The 18,808-nt window shown below is 35.8% G+C and carries 20 protein-coding genes; 9 read left to right on the top strand and 11 right to left on the bottom strand.

Annotated elements, in window-relative coordinates:
* Positions 1-32: 32 nt before the first annotated feature.
* Together AB9L17_RS12100 and AB9L17_RS12095 are read right to left on the bottom strand one after the other, a co-directional pair.
* A complete protein-coding gene (locus AB9L17_RS12100; RefSeq protein ID WP_375200716.1) occupies positions 33-1,376 on the bottom strand; it encodes an MFS transporter in 1,344 nt (447 codons plus the stop codon).
* A gap of 20 nt (positions 1,377-1,396) precedes the next feature.
* Complete coding sequence (locus tag AB9L17_RS12095; RefSeq protein ID WP_375200715.1) at positions 1,397-2,965, bottom strand: AMP-binding protein; 1,569 nt, start codon at positions 2,963-2,965, stop codon at positions 1,397-1,399.
* A 254-nt stretch (positions 2,966-3,219) separates the two neighbouring features.
* Here AB9L17_RS12095 and AB9L17_RS12090 point away from each other — a divergent pair, with 254 nt between their 5' ends.
* A complete protein-coding gene (locus tag AB9L17_RS12090) occupies positions 3,220-3,840 on the top strand; it encodes a TetR/AcrR family transcriptional regulator (protein WP_068984199.1) in 621 nt (206 codons plus the stop codon).
* A 244-nt stretch (positions 3,841-4,084) separates the two neighbouring features.
* Here AB9L17_RS12090 and AB9L17_RS12085 read toward each other — a convergent pair whose 3' ends face one another.
* Complete coding sequence (locus tag AB9L17_RS12085) at positions 4,085-4,609, bottom strand: GNAT family N-acetyltransferase (RefSeq protein WP_068984198.1); 525 nt, start codon at positions 4,607-4,609, stop codon at positions 4,085-4,087.
* 399 nt (positions 4,610-5,008) lie between these two features.
* Entirely contained in the window at positions 5,009-5,485 is a 477-nt protein-coding gene (locus AB9L17_RS12080; protein WP_068984474.1) for a DinB family protein, read from the bottom strand.
* Positions 5,486-5,760: 275 nt separating this feature from the next.
* On the opposite strand from AB9L17_RS12080, the gene AB9L17_RS12075 reads away from it, so the two are divergent.
* Genes AB9L17_RS12075 through AB9L17_RS12065 form a run of 3 tightly spaced genes read left to right on the top strand, consistent with a single transcriptional unit; the run spans position 5,761 to position 8,346 of the window.
* The gene (locus AB9L17_RS12075; RefSeq protein WP_068984197.1) at positions 5,761-6,756 is read left to right on the top strand and encodes a S66 family peptidase; all 996 of its coding nucleotides are present in this window, start codon (positions 5,761-5,763) and stop codon (positions 6,754-6,756) included.
* Positions 6,757-6,816: 60 nt separating this feature from the next.
* Positions 6,817-7,479 carry a hypothetical protein gene (locus AB9L17_RS12070; RefSeq protein WP_068984196.1) on the top strand — a complete coding sequence of 221 codons (663 nt, stop codon included), beginning with the start codon at positions 6,817-6,819 and terminating at the stop codon, positions 7,477-7,479.
* 60 nt (positions 7,480-7,539) lie between these two features.
* Positions 7,540-8,346: a S1C family serine protease gene (locus tag AB9L17_RS12065; RefSeq protein ID WP_068984195.1), complete on the top strand. Its 807-nt coding sequence runs from the start codon at positions 7,540-7,542 to the stop codon at positions 8,344-8,346.
* 65 nt (positions 8,347-8,411) lie between these two features.
* Here AB9L17_RS12065 and AB9L17_RS12060 read toward each other — a convergent pair whose 3' ends face one another.
* From AB9L17_RS12060 to AB9L17_RS12050, 3 genes are all read right to left on the bottom strand, one after another.
* Positions 8,412-8,900, bottom strand: coding sequence for a YkvA family protein (locus tag AB9L17_RS12060; protein ID WP_375200714.1), 489 nt, complete (start codon positions 8,898-8,900; stop codon positions 8,412-8,414).
* Positions 8,901-9,164: 264 nt separating this feature from the next.
* Positions 9,165-9,365, bottom strand: a complete 201-nt coding sequence (locus AB9L17_RS12055; protein ID WP_004230088.1) for a cold-shock protein — start codon at positions 9,363-9,365, stop codon at positions 9,165-9,167.
* A 224-nt stretch (positions 9,366-9,589) separates the two neighbouring features.
* On the bottom strand, positions 9,590-9,871 hold the full coding sequence (locus tag AB9L17_RS12050) for a DUF1033 family protein (protein ID WP_068984193.1): 282 nt from the start codon (positions 9,869-9,871) through the stop codon (positions 9,590-9,592).
* 126 nt (positions 9,872-9,997) lie between these two features.
* Here AB9L17_RS12050 and AB9L17_RS12045 point away from each other — a divergent pair, with 126 nt between their 5' ends.
* Both AB9L17_RS12045 and AB9L17_RS12040 read left to right on the top strand, forming a co-directional pair.
* The gene (locus AB9L17_RS12045; RefSeq protein WP_068984192.1) at positions 9,998-11,725 is read left to right on the top strand and encodes a globin-coupled sensor protein; all 1,728 of its coding nucleotides are present in this window, start codon (positions 9,998-10,000) and stop codon (positions 11,723-11,725) included.
* 44 nt (positions 11,726-11,769) lie between these two features.
* Positions 11,770-12,051: an acylphosphatase gene (locus AB9L17_RS12040; RefSeq protein WP_068984191.1), complete on the top strand. Its 282-nt coding sequence runs from the start codon at positions 11,770-11,772 to the stop codon at positions 12,049-12,051.
* 115 nt (positions 12,052-12,166) lie between these two features.
* On the opposite strand, the gene AB9L17_RS12035 is transcribed toward AB9L17_RS12040, so the two are convergent.
* The 3 genes from AB9L17_RS12035 to AB9L17_RS12025 all read right to left on the bottom strand — a co-directional run bounded on the left by AB9L17_RS12035 (position 12,167) and on the right by AB9L17_RS12025 (position 14,216).
* A complete protein-coding gene (locus tag AB9L17_RS12035) occupies positions 12,167-12,316 on the bottom strand; it encodes a hypothetical protein (protein WP_175401718.1) in 150 nt (49 codons plus the stop codon).
* 226 nt (positions 12,317-12,542) lie between these two features.
* Positions 12,543-13,277, bottom strand: coding sequence for a hypothetical protein (locus AB9L17_RS12030; RefSeq protein ID WP_068984190.1), 735 nt, complete (start codon positions 13,275-13,277; stop codon positions 12,543-12,545).
* A 219-nt stretch (positions 13,278-13,496) separates the two neighbouring features.
* On the bottom strand, positions 13,497-14,216 hold the full coding sequence (locus tag AB9L17_RS12025) for a hypothetical protein (RefSeq protein WP_375200713.1): 720 nt from the start codon (positions 14,214-14,216) through the stop codon (positions 13,497-13,499).
* A gap of 101 nt (positions 14,217-14,317) precedes the next feature.
* Between AB9L17_RS12025 and AB9L17_RS12020 the strand changes: the two genes are divergently transcribed.
* A complete protein-coding gene (locus AB9L17_RS12020; RefSeq protein WP_375200712.1) occupies positions 14,318-15,028 on the top strand; it encodes a hypothetical protein in 711 nt (236 codons plus the stop codon).
* Positions 15,029-15,976: 948 nt separating this feature from the next.
* Here AB9L17_RS12020 and AB9L17_RS12015 read toward each other — a convergent pair.
* A complete protein-coding gene (locus AB9L17_RS12015) occupies positions 15,977-16,501 on the bottom strand; it encodes a hypothetical protein (protein ID WP_375200711.1) in 525 nt (174 codons plus the stop codon).
* A 431-nt stretch (positions 16,502-16,932) separates the two neighbouring features.
* Between AB9L17_RS12015 and AB9L17_RS12010 the strand changes: the two genes are divergently transcribed.
* On the top strand, positions 16,933-17,583 hold the full coding sequence (locus tag AB9L17_RS12010; protein WP_068984185.1) for a 5-bromo-4-chloroindolyl phosphate hydrolysis family protein: 651 nt from the start codon (positions 16,933-16,935) through the stop codon (positions 17,581-17,583).
* Positions 17,580-18,644 (top strand): toxic anion resistance protein, encoded by a 1,065-nt coding sequence (locus tag AB9L17_RS12005; RefSeq protein WP_068984184.1) that lies wholly within the window; start codon positions 17,580-17,582, stop codon positions 18,642-18,644. Before AB9L17_RS12010 ends, AB9L17_RS12005 begins: the two co-directional genes overlap by 4 nt.
* Positions 18,645-18,808 lie beyond the last annotated feature (164 nt).

Genomic DNA, 18,808 nt, shown 5'->3' with positions numbered 1-18,808 from the left:
TTGTTTACTTGTCTCGTATTTCCTTTATTAAGCTACGACTTTGCCGAGGTCATCGCCACTTCTACTTGAGCATCTGCCACCTGTTCATCTTCATGTACTTTCTCAACAGGTTCTTCATATTGCGTGATTGTACGTGTATCAGGTGAAAATACGGCAAGTAGCAGTGATAGAAGGAGGCCTACGATCATTAATGGACCAAATAAATAAGGTGATGCCCCATATTCTGTTGCTAAAGATGTCCATAGCATAGGTCCGAAACCAACTATAGCCGCAGCGATTTGATAGCCAAAGGATAATCCTGTATATCGAACATTCGCCGGGAATAATTCAGAGAAAAACGTACCTTGAGTTGCGAAAATAGCTGCCCAAACGACACCTAGTAAAACGACTTGCATAATAAAGAAATAAGTTGAATGAATCGGAATCATGACGAAATATGGAATGGCTAGGAGTAACATCGATATAAGTCCGCCAATATAAATTTTCTTACGACCAATAAAATCTGATAAATACCCTACAATTGGAATCGTTACAATCATTGTGGCACAGCTTATTGTCAGGGCAAACAGTGCGACATCTCTTGTATAGCCAATATACGTAGTCGCATAAACCAAAATAAAGGACATTAAAAATACGTTGAAAAATCCGTCTCCTATTTTTAAGCCAATAATGCGAAAAATATCTTTTTTGTTATATTTAAATACTTGGACAATTGGTAATTTAGCTAATTCACCATTGTCCTTTTTGCGTTTAAATTCAGGTGTTTCTTCGATTCCGCTTCGAATCCAAATGGCTAAAACAATTAAAACAGCGCTAAAAAGAAACGGTAAGCGCCATCCCCATGCCATAAATTGCGCTTCTGTCGTTAATGAAGAAATAAGTGTAAAACTAAATGTTCCTAACACTAAGCCAATCGGTACACCAAGCTGTGGAATGGAACCGAAAAAACCACGCACACCTTTCGTAGCGGATTCAGTAGCTAATAACACCGCACCACCCCATTCACCACCAAGAGCAACTCCTTGAATAAGTCGCAAAATGACTAATAGCGTTGGCGCGAGTATCCCGACTTGTGCATAGGTAGGTAATAAACCTATCAAGAACGAACTACCGCCCATTCCTATTAAAGTAAGCATTAGCGAGGCTTTCCTACCGACACGGTCACCCAGATGTCCAAAAATTAAACTGCCAATTGGACGTGCTGCATACCCAGCTCCAAATGTAGCAAAAGCAATTAAAATAGAGATTGCAGGGTTAGTCGAAGGGAAGAATAATGTAGTAAAAACTAATCCCGTTGCAGTCCCATACAAATAAAAATCGTACCACTCAATGATCGAGCCCGCTAAACTTGCTAATAATATTTTGACATTTTTCATATAGCCCCTTCTCTCTACATTCAATTTTTGGTCATCAAATACGAGTTACGTAGAACATGCTTTTGAATTTTGCCAACAGCTGTACGAGGGAAATCCATCATAAATTCAATGCTATCTGGCACTTTAAACTTTGCGAGACGTTCTCGACAATTCTCGATCAGCGCCTCTTCACTGACAGTAGCGCCGGCCTGTAAAATGACATAAGCTTTAATAGCTTCATCACGCATCTCATCTGGTATACCGATGACTGCTGCTTCAAATACCGCTGGATGTTTCGCTAATACACCCTCTACTTCATGCGCTGCAATATTTTCTCCTGAACGTTTAATCATATCCTTTAAACGATCCACAAAATAAAAATATCCCTCTTCATCGATTCGTGCATTATCACCTGTCAGTAACCAGTTATCTTTCAATGTGTCATTAGTCGCTTCTTCGTTTTTAAAGTATCCCTCCATTAAAGTTCTTCCTGGAATCCCTTTAACAGCTATTTGACCAACTTCCCCTTGTCTCACCGGGAACCCATGTTCATCAACCAGCTGAACTTCATAGCCAATGCTTGGTCTACCTATACTCATATTTTTTCGTTTACCGAATAGAGGATTAATAAGCGGTGTCCCAACTGTTTCGGTCATACCATAAAGTTGCAATAATTTCACATCAAATTGTTCTTCGAATTGAATTAGCTGGTGTTCGGCTACTGCTTGTGCAAAAAGGACAAGTCGTAACGGATTATCCTTGATATCTTCGTCATAATCTTTTGCTAAAATCATCCGAATAGGTGCCGCAAATAACGAACCAACTGTTCCTCCTAATGTCTTTGCTTGCTTAAAATATCGCGAAGCACTAAATTTCTCAGTCACAGCAATACTCGCTCCTACCATGATGGCAGACATCGTTGAGTAATATTGTGCATTGCCATGGAAAAGCGGTAAGACAATAAAAGTTCGATCCTCTGATGTTAATGCAATGGTACGAGCCATTAATTCACCTGTGAAAATATAGTTAGCATGTGTCAGTTGAACACCTTTTGGTTTCGATGTTGTGCCAGAGGTATAAAGAAGTGCCACAATGTCCTCTGACAAAACGGTTGGAAAATGCGAATTGTTAACGCTTTCATTATTAATAAGCTCATTGAAATTTAACACTCCCTCAAGTTTACCTTGATGTCTCGTTATGATGATATTTTGTATAGTTGGCGTTTCGCACTTAATACTTACAAACTTTTCGATGTAAGCCTCTTCCGTAATAACAAGGACAGCTTCTGAATGTGTAATCATATACTTCATCTCATCTGCTGGTGATAAAATGTTAGTTGGCACCATAATGCCTCCAATTTCAGCAAGAGCAAACCATGCTGTAAAAAATTCCATGTTATTTGGTAAATGTAACACCACATGATCCCCTTTTTTTATGCCAAGCTTAAGAAGTGCATTACTGAAACGTAGGACCTCTTGAAAAAAATCCTCATAATTTTTTTCAAAAAGTATGCCACTTTGATCTTCGAAATGAAGAAAACTTTTTTCAGGTTGTTGTTCAGCGCTCTCTCTTAAAACAGAACATAATGTTCTATTTCCAATTAAATCCATTATGTACACCCCTTTTAAAATAGTTTCATAGACTATAGTCTGTATATTAATTGGCAAGACGATTATTTGTCAATATTTTTCTGATTATTCCAAAAAATAAAATTATTCACAGGCGCAAATTATGTTAAAGTTAAGTAGAATATATTATCTTCATTCAACTGGTGTTCAAACACTTATTGAATGAAGATGTAGCTTCCGGCGGATGTCATGGATTTACGCAAAGGCGAAATTGATAAAAATTGGGTGAGCAGAAAATGAAAAAAACAAGACAACAACAAGCGGTAGAAACAAAAAAACATATATACGAAACAGCACTTCAATTATTCCAAGAGAAAGGCTTTGATCAAGTAACTGTTGATGAAATTGTTCTAGAAAGCAAAAGCTCGAAAGGAGCATTCTATGGTCATTACTCTTCTAAGTACGATATTTTCTTAGAGAAATTTAAAGAAATTGATCTTTTTTACGAGGAATTTACAACGACATTACCAGCAAATCTTTGCTTCAAGGAAAAGGTTATTGCATTAATTGAGGCACAAATGAAGTATTTAAAAGAAGATTTAGGAATGGATTTAATGCGGTCCGTTTACAAAAGTGGCTTAATTGAAAACGAAGAAAATTTCTTTACCCATTCCGAACGCAAACTCTATAAAATTCTCCATTCTTTTATACAAAAAGCCATTACGGATGGCGAACTATCTGTACAAACGGACGTTCAGCAAACTGCTATTTATATTTCTCGTTGTATGCGTGGTTCTTTATACGACTGGCTAGTTTTTGGAAAGGATTTCGATTTATTGCAAGAGAGTAAAGGCTTTATCTCAATATTTTTAAATGGTTTATATAAGGGCATCTCTAATTCAGAAGTATGTTCATAACACTTATTCTATAACCTATATGATTCATCATTTGCGCCAAATAAAAAGAGGCAATTCCTTTTTAACTTTACATGGGAATTGCCTACTCTTATTTGATTTAATTGATACGGAATATCTTATATTTGGAAACATAAGGTGTGATGTTTGAAGAACAAACCTGATTAGAAATTATATTCCCCAACATTTATAGGAGAATAAAAAAGGTTGATCATTTTGGTAGGCGAACAAGATGACAATTGCCCCTTTATTCTAGTTTTTCTAAGATCTTATCAATATCATTCCACACATACACATATTCTTCTAATACTTTTCCACCAATAGTAATTTGCATTGTTTTGACATATTCCGCTCCATAATATTCATAGAAATAACGTGTTTTATTTTCTGCCAATACTTCTACAAATATGGACTGATACCCTTTCTGTTTAAAATACATAAATAACTCTTTCAATAAAAGTTTTCCAATCCCTTTTCCTTGATATTCTTCTAGTAGATAAATGGACGTTAAATCGCTTGAACATGGTACGACATTCGATTCTCTAGTCGAGGCATCAGCAAAGCCAACTATTTCTCCAAATTCATTTTCTGCTACTAACATGTGATTATCTTTTTTTGTAATATTCCTTTTCGCTAGTTCTGTTCTCTGTTCATATGAAAGGTTATTTAAGAAATGATCCGGAATAATATCCTTATATGTCGTTCTCCAACTATCAACATGAACCTTTCCAATACCTTGTGCATCTTGAATTGTAGCTTCTCTAATGTTCACCTTCATCACCCCATTCATGTAATAAAAAACGTCTATCATCACCTAAGAGACGACAGACGTAACTGACGTGGTACCACTCGAAACGTATAACGAACATCAGCCGTTAAGACCTTATCCGTCCTACCACTCTAGAGCAAGTTTAGGAAATTTCTTTGTAATCTTGCACCATATGATTTCTCTATAATGAAGATAAAAATCCTTACTACTCTCATTCAATACGTTTCTTTTATTTCTAAATATTCTAAATAAATTACATATAAATGTCAATTTTTTCTTGTTCGTTGTTTGAGATAATAATATGAATGCTTCATTATGTAATAATTTGCTCAAAAATTATTATAAAATAAAAAATGTACACCACTAAAATTGAATTTAGTCATGTACATTTTCAAGCTGCATTTATTTATTTTGCATTTCCTTCGTTGGTCCCAATACGCCAGGTACTGGCAAGCCCGCTTGACGTAGAAGCACTGTCATCTGTCCGCGATGGTGTGTTTGATGATCGACTAGTACACGTAATAATGCACCTCTAGCTATTGGTCCAGTAAAGCCCTTTACTTCCTCTACTAAGTCTTCATTTGAAAGCTTTGCCGCTTCCTCTTTCACACTATTTGCTACTTTTTCGTAGGCAGCTACAATTTCAGTAGCTGTAGATGGAATTGGATCTTCTTGACGAGTCATTGGTACCTGTAAACCAGCTAAGTAACTGAAATAACCAGCAGCTCCAACTAAATGCCAGCCTAACCAGCCAAGAGTACTGTGACCTTCTACGATGCTTTGCTCTAGCTTGTCATCCGTTACAGCTTTTAATACTTGAATCGTACCTTGTGCTGCGGCTGACCATTCATTAATAAAATCATCTACTTGTCGATACATGTAAACGCCCCCCATTTTCATAAAAATTCTCCTCTATCATATTAAATAATAAACACGCTTACAAGTTTCAATCATCAAGTTTACATAATATAATTATGTTTATTTCTGTTATAACAATGCATTTCACTTACTTTTTACCTCTCTTTACTAAAGTTCAAGTCTACGATCATAAAATTGTAAAATCATGTATAATAGTTTTGTCTTATTAGCAATTATGCCTCTGTATAATTGCGTTCTTAATCGGCTGAAATAAGTTAAAAAGAAAGAGGTATCTTATGTTTTCCCCATTAACTAAAGGCGATATCATTGGTATTTATTCGCCTTCCAAACCAGCTACAGCTATTGCAAAGGCTCGCTATGAACGCGGTAAGGCGCGTCTGCAAGCGCTTGGCTTTACATTAAAAGAAGGTTCTTTAACTGGAAAAGAAGATTTTTATCGCTCCGGTACACCAAAGGAACGAGCAGAAGAGCTTAATGCCCTACTGCGTGATCCCCACATCAAAATGATTTTACCAACTATGGGTGGTACGAACGCCAATAGTATGCTACCTTATTTAGATTACGAAGCCTTTCAGCACAACCCCAAAATACTTGTTGGCTTGTCTGATGTAACTGCCATACTTCTAGCGATGTATGCAAAGACTGGACTTCCCGTCTTTTATGGACCTTCTGTAGCTTCTACCTTTGGTGAATTTCCACCTTTTGTCCATTATACTGAGCAATATTTTAAAGATTTATTTTTACGTTCATTATCGATTCCTTATAACATGCCAATTCCACCAATATGGACAGATGACCGAGTAAATTGGTTAGAAAAAACAACTGAAAAAACACAGCATCCTAACTCATGGATTACCGTCCAATCCGGTATAGCTGAAGGTCGTTTAATTGGTGGAAATATTAATACGATGTACGGCTTTATTGGCACACCCTATTTCCCTCAAATTAAAGAAGGAGATATTTTACTCCTAGAAGATACATCTAAAACCATTGCTGTTGTTGAGAAAAACTTTGCTATGTTAAAACTACACGGCATTTTTGACAAAGTTTCTGCAATTATTTTAGGAAAACATGAACAATATGATGATTTAGGCTCTGGCAGAAAGCCTTATGATGTGTTGTTAGAGCAGCTAGATGGACGTAGAATTCCTATTATCGCTGATGTCGATTGCTGCCATACACATCCCCTTCATGCCATGCCCATCGGCTTACGAGTTCGCCTCGATTCGACTAATAAACAGATTACCTTTCTAGAAAACTGGTTTTCATAACATTCGTATAACATATAGACTTCGCGTATAATGATAGAAAATAGCTGAAGGAGTTTGCATATGAGACTTAATATAATCGTACTTTCTCTTGCAGTATTACTCTTTGGTTGTAGTGAAGAAAATCGAACAGAGCATGAGGATCAGCCTAAACATAATGTGGTGGACAAAACACCTGAAGTCAAACAGCCTGTTGAACAAGAAGCTAACGAAAAAGCCGAACTCGCATCCTTTTTCCCACCTGATGGTTCAACAGCCTTTTTTCAAGGAGAAGGGAATGAATTTGCTAGTTTCACACTTCAAACAACTTACATCGGTGCAAATCATATCGCACAAGTGGAAGATAACGGCGGTGTCACACTTTTAAAAGTGTACCGGATTACGGATCGAGCGATTGAGCTTGTCTATAAAGAAGCTGTAGACGCTAAACCCACTCTCCCTACAGCACAAGAAGCTGCTTCCTTTCCAGTACTCGAAACAATTTTGCAAAAACCTTTAACAGTAGGAAATAACTTTAATGGTTGGACAATTCAATCGACAACGGCTTCTATCACTACTGCAACAACTGTCTATCATAATGTTATTCAGCTAACACATTCCGAAGATACACTAACAACAACGAAATATTTTGTAAAAAACATTGGCCTTATCCGTACAGAAGATATGATGGTGACATCTAACAAAGAACAGTTTGTCATAACGTCAACCTTACAAAAAATTGAATAATAGTCACACTACAGGCGTCCTGCTTGGGCGTCTTTCATTTTGGATAAGGAGGTAGTTTTTATGAATGATATACATAAATCAGCAGCTGAAGATGAATTGACAGAAGAAGAATTCATTGAGTTAGTCCTTTCTGAACAGCAAAAGGCGTTAGCAGAAGAGCATGAACAGCGGCAGCAAAATAAAAAGCCCAAAAAGCAAAAGCCTATTGTAAGATGGATTGTTTGGAGCATGGCATTTGTGTTATTTTTGAATACATTCGCACTGATCTTTCAAATTTACTCTATTCCAGCGATTGAATTTATCAAAGTATCAACACGGCTATCAGCACAAGAAAATATCAAACTATATAAGAAGGCTGTAGTAGAAGTATCGACTGGTTCTAGTAAAGGCACTGGCTTTGCTATTTCGCCAGATGGTCTGATCGTAACGAATGCTCATGTTGTAGAAGATGCCGATACTTTATCTGTCATTTTTCCTGAGGAAGGTTTAATGAAAGCTGAGTTACTGCAAAGCTATCCAGATGTTGATTTAGCGTTATTACAAGTATCTGGCGACAATTTCCCCTTCCTTTCCCTTGCCGAAAACCCTAGCTATAACGAGCATGAGCATGTATATTTTATCGGTAATCCGCTAGCCTTTACGGGTATTGCGAATGAAGGTAAACTACTTGAACCGACATACCTTAACGATTGGCAGGAGCCCGTAATGATGATGAAGGCCCCTGTTTATCGAGGGAACAGTGGGAGTCCTGTCATAAATGCTGATGGAGAGGTGATTGGAATCGTCTTTGCCACGATGGAAAAGGAGCCATACGGTCGTGTAGGCTTATTTGTTCCTATTGAAGTGTTACAGCGTAAACTACAATAAAACGTTTAAAGCTACTTGTCCTTTATTTATATAGGACAAGTAGCTTTTTAGTTTACATAATAAAATTATTTTTGACCTTTACTTTCTTCTTTTATAAAACGTCCTAAAACTGATTTTACAGGGATTTTATTCGTAACCTCATCACTTATTCCGGCGATTTTTTGCAGGACATGAAGGAGATTGTCGTCACCTGTCCAGTGTTTTTCAATCACTTCGGGTCCTAATTTATTGATGATGGTATTAACAATAAAGGTTGCTATGACAAGATCATCTAAGTATCCTCCAAAACCTATTAAGCCTTCCGGTATAAAATCCACTGGCATGATAAAATAGGCTATAGAAGCACCTATTAAGGCACGATTTTTCTTATCGATTTTAGAATCTGTAAGTGTTTTTACTAATAAGTGAAATAAATCTGGAACAAACATTAAATATTGTGCAAACTTACTTTTCTTTCCGGATTTTGATGCAAGAAAGGATACTAATTTAGCACGTAATTTATAATAAAAATCTTGTTGCTCCTGCTCACTCGGTATTTGTGGCGATGTATTCAATGTAATCTTCCTCCTTTACTTCATTCATTTTACATCAAATGTTGCGGTATAGCACAATTCGAAGCCTCCTTAAACGTTGCTGTGTACATTCTTCCCACTATCCACACCTTTTATTTCTAGCTTCCCAAACGCAAGGTGGCTACGACTTTATACTTGTAACCAAAAAAATTTCCACTCCTTTAATGTTTGAAAGAATGCAAAAAAAGGCATCCTATTTACATAGGATGCCTTTAAATTAACGAAAGTAATTTTAATTACTGAGAATTAAAGTTTAGTTACGTTAGCAGCTTGTGGTCCGCGGTTGCCATCTACAACTTCGAATTCCACTTTTTGACCTTCGTCAAGAGTTTTGAAACCTTCGCCTTGGATAGCTGAGAAGTGTACGAATACGTCGTTTTCACCTTCAACTTCGATGAATCCAAAACCTTTTTCTGAGTTAAACCATTTTACTGTACCTTGTTTCATTTAAGAAAACCTCCAAAAAATAAAAGTGAACAATATGTAATTTCTTCAGCGATTGAAAAAAATTCACATATTACAAAGAGTACCGAACTAACGCGATCACTTTTTGTAATATGTGAATTCATGTATCCGGTGAAGCAATTAAATTGTTAACCTAAGTATAACCATCATTCATAATTTTGTCAAATAAAGAAAATTGTTTTTTTAATTAATTTCAAAATTTTATTTCAATTCCCAGATTTCGTTGCAATAATACCATGATATATTTGTACATCATCATCACAGGCTTCGCAAAAAACACTTTCTTCCTCTGACCAAAAAGCCCAAAATCCCCCATCTTTAGTTGCCTCATTGTCATACGTTAATCGGAAATGTTGCAACTTTCTTTGTAATGCCAATTCAAATTGCTCTACCGTTTCAAACGTTTCATTTGTTTGGATAAAAGTCTCCCAGCCTTCGAATTTCCACCAAGGCTCATAATCAGCTTTCATGTAAATAATTGTATACATATTTGCCACATTCCCTGCTGTAATAAGATATTTTCATTTTAGCAAAGACATCTGAAATGTCTATTAAAACCCCCTGAAATATGCTATTATTGCCTTATTATTCATTATTTTTAGGAGGTATTTTTTATGTTTTCAAGTATTCGACCGAAAGCCGAGCTTGAGGAATTATTAAAGCGTGGTACAAATTTACATGCAACAGGCCGTTTCAATAAAACACTTGCATTTAACCATTTTAATTCTCAAGATGAGGAAAATTTAAAAACTCTCTACAATAAGTTAAAAGACATCACACCTTCTATGAATGCTATTTTTCATAATTATTTGAGTGAAATTTCCCCAACCTCTCAGCTAACGATTAGTGAAGAATATATTAACCGATACTTAACGCAATTTTTCTTAGGTACTCGCGATGATGAATATGTGGATGAAACCGTTAAATTTTTCAACTTATTCCGAAAAAATCAATACGAGCCTGGTAAACTAATTGTCGTATTCAATCAATTCGCATTTTATATTACTACATACATATTACATAATTTCGGTTTAAAACCTTATAAAGCCTTTGAATATATGAAATCTTTTCAATCAGCTGTCAATGTCGATCAGGAATTACTGGTTGAAGTATTAACGGAAAGAATTATTGAAAATGTAGTTGCTGAGGTTTCTTCTTTAATGGATGTCAACGCTAAAATCATGTATATGAAAGATTTAGTATTTAGCTTAGATAAACAAAATGAAGAAATCCAATCCTCTACCGCAGCAACTGAAGAAATTGCCGCTTCTATTAATGAAGTTGCTCGAATGTCTTCTCGTATTTCAGAGAAAACAACTGAGTCTGTTGATCACGCTGTACAAGGAAAAAATGCCATTGAGCATGCCCTATCTGAAATCTTTAAAACAGAAGAGACATTCACAAGAATTGTTGAATCCTTTTCAGAATTGCAAAAACGGGTTAATGATATAGAACATGTCGTAACGTTAATCAACCAAATTGCTGATCAAACGAATTTACTTGCTTTGAACGCTTCTATTGAGGCTGCCCGTGCGGGTGAACATGGCAAAGGTTTTGCTGTAGTTGCACAGGAAGTTCGCAAACTTGCTGAGGGAACTGTATCAGCACTCAGCGAGGTCACTACAAATGTTCATCATTTAAAAAGTTATTCAAATGATGTATCCAACTCCATTACGGGAACGACAGAGATTATTAAAGAAGCAACAGTTGAAGCGAAAGAGTCGTTACCATTATTAAATGCAATTGTTAGTGCGATTGAAGATATTAATCTGGATGTCACAAATACAGCTGCAATTTCTCAAGAACAAGCAGCTGCAATAGATGAAGTTTCAGCAAGAATGATTGAAATTTCTAGTCTTCAGGATGATATTCGTGAGTATAGTCATAACACTTCTAGCGATATTCACTTATTAGGAAAAGAAATTAATCGTTTCCGCAATGATATTATTGCCAATAATAATGTTCAGCTATCATCTATTGCGCTTTTACAATTATCAAAAGCAGATCATATTTTATGGAAATGGCGAATTTATAATATGTTCCTTGGTCTAGAAAACGTAGAGTCACGTGATGTTTCTTCTCATAAAGAATGTCGTCTAGGTAAATGGTATTTATCTCCACGCTCTGTAGAACGATTTGGACACTTACAAGACTATCGTGAATTAGACGCCTATCATATACGTGTTCATGAATCTGCAAAATTAGCGGCGGAGGCTCACAAAGTTGGTCAAATTCAACAGGCTGAAATTCATTTAAAAGAAGTAGACCAAGCTTCTAAGCAGGTACTTTACTTTATCAATAATCTAATTTTATATTTAGAAAAAGAACGTGTTATGCACTAAGTACAGGGCGAACTCTTTCCCCTTAACGTAAAGGAGGTTTTAGCGTGAACAAGCGAGCGCTAATTAGATTTTTCGGAGATGTTTATGGGACTGGCTACCGTTTTTTTATTAAACAAAAGGCGATTGAACTGGGGTTAAAAGGTTATTGCAAACTAAACAATGATGAACAAATAGAAGTTGAAGTTGAAGGTGCACAAAAAGCGATTGACGAATTCCTAGTGTTTGTTCAAAAAGGAGTTAGCCCTCAAGCCGATTCTAATTCATTTACGTTAGAGCTATATGATGATTTAAAAGGTTATGTACGTATGGAGTCAGACATTGTTTAGTCTGGCTCCTCCTTTTTTGTATTGGAGCAATACCAAGGTTTTATCAAGCTTTTTGGCTATATTCATTATTGTATGAATACGGTTTATATAAAATGACTTTGCTGGGGGCAAGTTTTTACCAATACGGTTTTCTAAATCTCTCATTGTCCAATAGACTTTCGATCAATCTATCTTGTTGTAATTCTTCAAGTTCAACTTTTTTGATTAAAACCATATCTTCTGGTATTGGTATTGAAAGGGTTACATTTAATTGTTGTTTATTCATCTAAATCTCCTTATAAAGATATAAAAAGCGACACTATTTCATCTATAGTAGCTATCGCTTACATCTTATCTTAACAAAGGCCACCCATAACGGAGTGGTCTTTTCATCTAAACCTAAGACATCGACAAACATCCTATCTGTAGGTCAACAAACCATAAAAAATAGCCCCCTATCAAATAAATTAGAGAGCTAAATAATTCATAATCTATCACATCTTCAACTGGCTTTAGTAGATTGGCTTTAAAATACCTACCGGAAGCCAAGTACATTGTTCATCATTAGCTTCTAAGTCTTCCTTTACACATAAATACGCATTAATGGAATCACTCACTGAATAAACCATACTTCCTTTCGGCATCGCTTTTTCCGTTTTAGAACCTACTAATGGATAAGTTTTCGCTTCAGAGTCTTCCGTTACTTCATAACGTACACCGGCTTTTCTAAATTTTGTATCGGCTACTTTCATATCTGAACCAGGATAATGCTTTTCGCACTTTAACCCATTTCCTGTATCCCTGCAATAACTCAACATTTGATCACCATTCATATCCGTGATGGAAGTATCACGCCATTCCGTAAAGAGTTTGCCATATTCGCCGCTATTACGGTTGATATTAATATACGTTACATTTGGATAGAAAGATGCGCGAATTTTCATCGGTATTTCTTTAAAAACTACTAGATTTGTTGCTTGTACACGATATGGCCCCATTTGATAAAATGTTTTGCCATCATATTTTTCAATTTCATACGTTTTAAAATAATTATTGCGTTTCACCACTAATGAATCAAATGTACCATCCTCATTTTTCTTATAAATCTTAATATCTTTTGTAAAAGTCATTTTCCCCGTTTGGTCTTTAAATACTTCTGCTCCATCATACCTGACAGCCTCTGATTTTGTTGGATTTATTACCGCAAATACAAATGCTGCTAGTAACACAATAAATATTTTTTTCATTATTCTCCTCCTACTCAATTTTAAAAACATAATATCTTAGTATTATATACTAGTAATCTACTATTCTACCAATGGATGTTAAAAACCCTACAAAAGTATAGTGTTTTTCCATAACATTATTTTACCCATCTACCATTCTACCCAATTCTCTAAATTACATGGTCTATTATCTATTGATTGTGGAAGACTATCCATTTATAGAAATGTACTGGACGTTCTCTATGCGCTTTGTCCTCCACATTTTTCACCAATACCTTTAATTAAACCATTGATAACATCTCGTCCAATTTGAACCATACTATCAACACTAAATACCTTTTTAGCTGCTTCCCAACTTTTTTTAACTGTGGTTTCGACTTCACTCATCCACTTCTTGACTCCGGTGAACATTTCGTTAAAGCTTTTAATAGTTGATTCGGCGGTTTCGCGAACGGATCTACCTACATCTTCTTTGAGCATTCTCCATTTAGTTTTAACTTCACCAGTTTCCCAGTTAACCTGTTCAACATGTTCTCCAGCTTGTTTCTTAGCTTCTGATACTACATTCTTATGCATATCTTGAGCGTTCTTAACAGCATCGTCCCTAGTTTTCTCAGCATCGTTCTTCAGCTTTTGATATTGTTCCTCAGAAATGATACCAAGCTCGTCACGTTGCATTTGAAGATTCATAACTGTTTCGTTGTATTGCTTTTCGGCGGCACTCACTGAATCCTTACGTTGCTTCTCTGAGTTCTTAACAACCTCAGCCGCTTGAGTAGCTGTGATAGCAGATGAATCAGTTTTCAAACGCTCTAATATTAACTTTTGTTCACGTTCAGATTCCGATAAATGCTTAACCGCATTCTCCTTCATCTGAGCGTTAATCAAATCAATTTGAGCTGCTTCATCTTTAGTAATACCTCGCTTCTTATTAGCCGCTGTTTGCCATATATCTCTCATATAGTTCCTTGATCCATCATAAAATAGAAAAAATTTGAATTTAAAAGATAAAATGCAAAGAGGTTTTTGTGGATAATAATATGAAAAACGGGGTGATTTAAATGAAATTTATACAAAAATTAAGTGTGATCGGACTGTCAGTATGTCTATTGAGTATCGTTTTTTCATCTGCTAGCATGGCAACAAAATTCGTTACAGAAGAGTACCTGAATTCAGTAAATAATAAAAACAAAAATGAAGTTCATAATTACAAAAACGACTCCGCCAAAATATTAGCACAAGAAACAAAAACGGTGCTGATTAAAACAGAAAGAGAAGATAAATCATTATTAGAGCAAAAAACAAAAGAATTTGAAGAAAAAATGAAAATGGAACAAATAGCATTTATTGAGGAGGGATTGAAAAAAGCAACAACACTGCAAGATGTAGAAAAAGTAAAAAGTGAGGCAGCTAACTTATTAAAAAAAGAAAAAGAATTGTTTAAAAAAGAAAGTGAAAAATATGTAAAAAAAGTGATTGATACAGAAAAAGTGAACTTAGCAATGATTTCAAGTTCATATAAAACGCTTATAGATGACTTTTTTACCTTTAACAAACACAGATTCTATTACTATGATGTAAATAAAAATGAATTTCTTCCAGATGATAAAGTAAAGACCATAGAAGAGGTAAAAGAATTTGAAAAAAACCACAAAGAAGATACTATTATAAAAGATAATCCAATCAACACCTTAATTCTGTTCATTCTCCTTGGATCATTATGTGTCATTCCTCTTTTCATAAGCAAACGACAGAATGAGGCTTGGTCATAAGTATATTTTCAAAGTAAAATAAAAAAAATTCACAACAGAAAAGCGCGAGAAATCAACGTTTCTAAAATTGATTTCTCGTGCTTTTTAAGGTTTTGACCAGTTATGTCCTGGCCTCTTTTTTTAATTACCTTTCTTCATTTTATTGGACGTTTATTTTTTGCTCAATACATTTTCCAAATCTGAGAAATTAACACGCCATGTAAATGATCGATTCATGTTGAATCACTCTCGTATTAAAACCTTAAAGTCACAATTTTTTCGCCTTGCCGTTGATTCCTTGGTAGATAATCTCTAAACTGTAAAACCGCTCTACCATAAAATCTTGGTCTGGAATACTTAAACACCCTTCCATTTTTTCTTTATCAAATGGAATGATTCAAGGGTGCAACTTTACCACAAATGCTCGTTTGCTAATACCGATTTGTGGTAACGCAAACCCTGCTGAACGAATAAATGCAGTCGATTAACCATAATTCTTTAATGGTCTATACACCCATAATAGTGCGAGTTGATGTCTTTTTTAATGTGGAAACGCTTGAAAACTATACTTTCCTTTCCACTGTAAAAAACACTTCCTTTTACATACATTCCCTTATGGACAGCCCCTTCTACAGGACTAAGTTGCCCATGTATATCCACTATTAGCTCAGAACGCAAGCATGTTTTCTCTTTTTAAGGTTTGAGTCCTAGTTCCTTACTCGCCATTCACTGGCTTCAGTAGATTTACTGGAATGTAATTAAAATAATACTCATTGAGACCCACCTCAACATAACCATTGATCTCAATCCCTGATAATTGGAATATAGTTCCCTTCAACATTTTTGTATAACTAGGTGCCCCCTTCATTGGAGCACTTAAAAGTTCTGTATCTTCAGTTAATACATAGGAACCTTTGTTTATCTTTTCGAAAATACGAACGTCAGTGCTATCAATAATAGTGGTATTAATTACCCTCCTTCAATATCTCCAGCACAATAATGGTAATTTAATTTGCCTTTCTCTATAGAAACTAAGCTTGATTTTGGACCAGTACAAACCTCTTCTCGTTTTCCGACTATTAAAGGTTGACCATATGCGATGTCTTGATATTGGACAGGAATTTTCACGCCCTGATGATTAATCATGACGTAGACTGGATTGTTATAGAAAGATGAACGAATATCGATCGGTACTTCTTTGAAAACCACTAAATCTGTTGCTTGTACTCGATATTGCCCCATCTGGTAGAATGTTTTGCCATCGTATTTTTCAATATCATACGTTTTAAAGAAGTTATTTCTTTTAACCACTAAAGAATCAAACGAACCATCTGGATTTTTCTTATATACCTTGATGTCTTTTTTAAAGGTCATTTTTCCTGTTTGCCCTTTTACAACTTCCGCTCCATCATACATCACTTTCGCTTCTGATTTTGTTGGACTTACTACCGCAAATACAAATGCTGCTAGTAACACAATAAATAATTTCTTCATTATTCTCCCCCTCAAACATAATTAATTAGTATTATATACCACAAATATAATATTATGTTTTTTTATCAAAAGTCTTGGATGACATTTGTTAAGAGATATGCCTTGTATATAAGTTGGTCATCGTTCCGACTGGCTGACCTCCTGGGGATCAGCGATAGAGGAACGGCTCATCGGACGCCCCTAGAAAAGCGCTCCATCGGAACGGAATTCAATCACACGTTTGGTGATGAGCCACTATTCTACCAAGACTTCTATTTCGTTTGCCCCAATTCTCTATTATAAAGCAACGGATTTCCTCGTTTTTATGTATTATCATTGAGAAACTTTACAATTAGCAGTAAAATTTATGTAAGGGTTTTATTTTATTGAAACTTTATGTCGATTATTTCGTATAAGAATATAGACATATTTAAATGCTAGGAGGAAGAAACATGCTCAGTGTCGGACAGTTTTTCTCTAGACATACCGCTAGCGTCTTTATTTCGCTATCAACTGTTTCTATCGCAGCAATTGCCGCAGATCCAGGATTCTTCCTTGGTGGTTTATTGTTTGCTGGTACTTATGCGCCAAGTACAGCGTTGTTGAAACATAGACAGAAAAAGAAAGTCAGACAAATTGCAGGTATAACAAAAGAAGAATACAAACTAATTGAAACACAACTTAAAGCAGCCAATAAAAACATACAAACATTAAGCCAAAACTACTTACGTGTACGTTCTGTTTCGGCATTTAAACAATTAATCGAAATGACACGTATTTCAAAAAACATCGTGAAAATTGTGAAGGCAGATCCACGAAAATTTTATAATGTTGAACAATTTTTTTATGCTCACCTACCTTCTGCTGTCGAATTAACGGAAAAATATACGATGTTATCGAAGCAGCCAGTGAAAGATAAGGAAATTCAAATAACATTATCAAAAACACGAGAAACACTGACAGATTTAAATGATACGATTCAAATCGATTTAAAGGATGCGCTTTCTAATGATATCGACCATCTTCAAATGGAAATCGAATTTGCAAATCGTTCTAATAGTAGACGAAAAGAACAATTGGAGTGGCGAGGCGATGATAAGTGACAGCAAATGATCACGCATTTCAACTAAATACAATACAAGGTCTTTCTCCCCTTGTACAATCTTATTTAGAAACTACAAATAATGAGGCGATGGCGACGTATGAAACGCTGTCGCCTCTTGCACAAAGTCGTGCACTTCTATATGCTAGTCAAATCGACCTAACAAAATTCGAATCAGTGCTATCTTTAGGGCAAGATTCACAGCGAGCTCTTTCTCAATTTGCTGATCGAATGCTTGTACAAGTAAAACAAAAGGACGTTACAAAAATTGGCCAAATGTTAGATTCATTAATGCAAACGTTAGACCGCGTAGATCCTAACGCGTTAGAGCCAAGAAAGCAGTCTTTTTTTAAAAAAATATTTGGTAAAACTGAGCGTCCTATTAAGCAAACATTAACGGAATTTGAACGTATTAGTATCCAAGTAGAGCGAATTGGGGTTCAGCTCGAACGTGCTCAGCTTCAAATGATTAAAGATGTAGAAATGCTTGAAGAACTTTATTCACATAATAGAGGATTTTTTGAAGAGTTAGCAACTGCTATTGCGGCTGGGCAAATGAAGAAGCAACAAGCAATCGAAGTGGAGCTTCCTGCAAAGGTGACTAGTGTCCAGGCATCCAATCAACCACTTGCGATTCAACAGCTTAATGACTTTGCCGCTCAAATCGAACGACTCGATCAGCGCATTTATGATTTACAAGTGTCGCAGCAGGTGGCTTTACAAACGGCACCACAAATACGGATGATTCAGCAATCAAACCAAACGCTAGCAGAAAAAATAGAATTTTCAATTGTTACCCTCATTCCGCTTTGGAAAAATCAATTGGCGATGATGTTATCCATGAATATGGACCAACACTATGCCCAGCTAGAGGAGCGGTTATCTCGCACGAATGACCGTTTTGCAAGCCCTTCTTTCGAACAGCAAGTATCGAAATTCAAAGAAACACAGCACGAGCTTCAAACAGCTATCCAAGACGTCTTTGCCCTACATACAGCTACAGAACAGGAAAAACAGCATTTACAGGATGTAGCAGAATTAAAGGGCTATAAGAGGGACTGATTCTTTTTTCCAACGAATAAGGGTGGCTCAGAAATCATCTGAACCACCCTCTTATTTTCATTCAAACCTATTGAATGAAAATTAAGCCTCCGGCGGATGCCACGGATTTTAAAAGGAATGAATAAAAGGATGTTAGCCTAAAACCCTCGCATCCTGCTAAAATC

Source organism: Lysinibacillus sp. RS11 (genome assembly GCF_042019215.1).
In the GTDB taxonomy this organism is placed as follows: domain Bacteria; phylum Bacillota; class Bacilli; order Bacillales_A; family Planococcaceae; genus Lysinibacillus; species Lysinibacillus xylanilyticus_A.
The sequence above is the reverse complement of the archived record's forward strand: the minus strand, read 5'-3'. Positions and strand labels throughout refer to the sequence as shown.

What these genes read in the sequence shown, in the direction of transcription:
- AB9L17_RS12065 (WP_068984195.1), top strand. Translation starts at nt 7,540, where the DNA reads ATGAATGATATACATAAATCAGCAGCTGAAGATGAATTGACAGAAGAA.
- AB9L17_RS12075 (WP_068984197.1), top strand. Translation starts at nt 5,761, where the DNA reads ATGTTTTCCCCATTAACTAAAGGCGATATCATTGGTATTTATTCGCCT.
- AB9L17_RS12090 (WP_068984199.1), top strand. Translation starts at nt 3,220, where the DNA reads ATGAAAAAAACAAGACAACAACAAGCGGTAGAAACAAAAAAACATATA.
- AB9L17_RS12050 (WP_068984193.1), bottom strand. Translation starts at nt 9,871, where the DNA reads ATGTATACAATTATTTACATGAAAGCTGATTATGAGCCTTGGTGGAAA.
- AB9L17_RS12025 (WP_375200713.1), bottom strand. Translation starts at nt 14,216, where the DNA reads ATGAGAGATATATGGCAAACAGCGGCTAATAAGAAGCGAGGTATTACT.
- AB9L17_RS12095 (WP_375200715.1), bottom strand. Translation starts at nt 2,965, where the DNA reads ATGGATTTAATTGGAAATAGAACATTATGTTCTGTTTTAAGAGAGAGC.
- AB9L17_RS12045 (WP_068984192.1), top strand. Translation starts at nt 9,998, where the DNA reads ATGTTTTCAAGTATTCGACCGAAAGCCGAGCTTGAGGAATTATTAAAG.
- AB9L17_RS12100 (WP_375200716.1), bottom strand. Translation starts at nt 1,376, where the DNA reads ATGAAAAATGTCAAAATATTATTAGCAAGTTTAGCGGGCTCGATCATT.
- AB9L17_RS12055 (WP_004230088.1), bottom strand. Translation starts at nt 9,365, where the DNA reads ATGAAACAAGGTACAGTAAAATGGTTTAACTCAGAAAAAGGTTTTGGA.
- AB9L17_RS12010 (WP_068984185.1), top strand. Translation starts at nt 16,933, where the DNA reads ATGCTCAGTGTCGGACAGTTTTTCTCTAGACATACCGCTAGCGTCTTT.
- AB9L17_RS12035 (WP_175401718.1), bottom strand. Translation starts at nt 12,316, where the DNA reads ATGAATAAACAACAATTAAATGTAACCCTTTCAATACCAATACCAGAA.
- AB9L17_RS12080 (WP_068984474.1), bottom strand. Translation starts at nt 5,485, where the DNA reads ATGTATCGACAAGTAGATGATTTTATTAATGAATGGTCAGCCGCAGCA.
- AB9L17_RS12020 (WP_375200712.1), top strand. Translation starts at nt 14,318, where the DNA reads ATGAAATTTATACAAAAATTAAGTGTGATCGGACTGTCAGTATGTCTA.
- AB9L17_RS12070 (WP_068984196.1), top strand. Translation starts at nt 6,817, where the DNA reads ATGAGACTTAATATAATCGTACTTTCTCTTGCAGTATTACTCTTTGGT.
- AB9L17_RS12015 (WP_375200711.1), bottom strand. Translation starts at nt 16,501, where the DNA reads ATGAAGAAATTATTTATTGTGTTACTAGCAGCATTTGTATTTGCGGTA.
- AB9L17_RS12030 (WP_068984190.1), bottom strand. Translation starts at nt 13,277, where the DNA reads ATGAAAAAAATATTTATTGTGTTACTAGCAGCATTTGTATTTGCGGTA.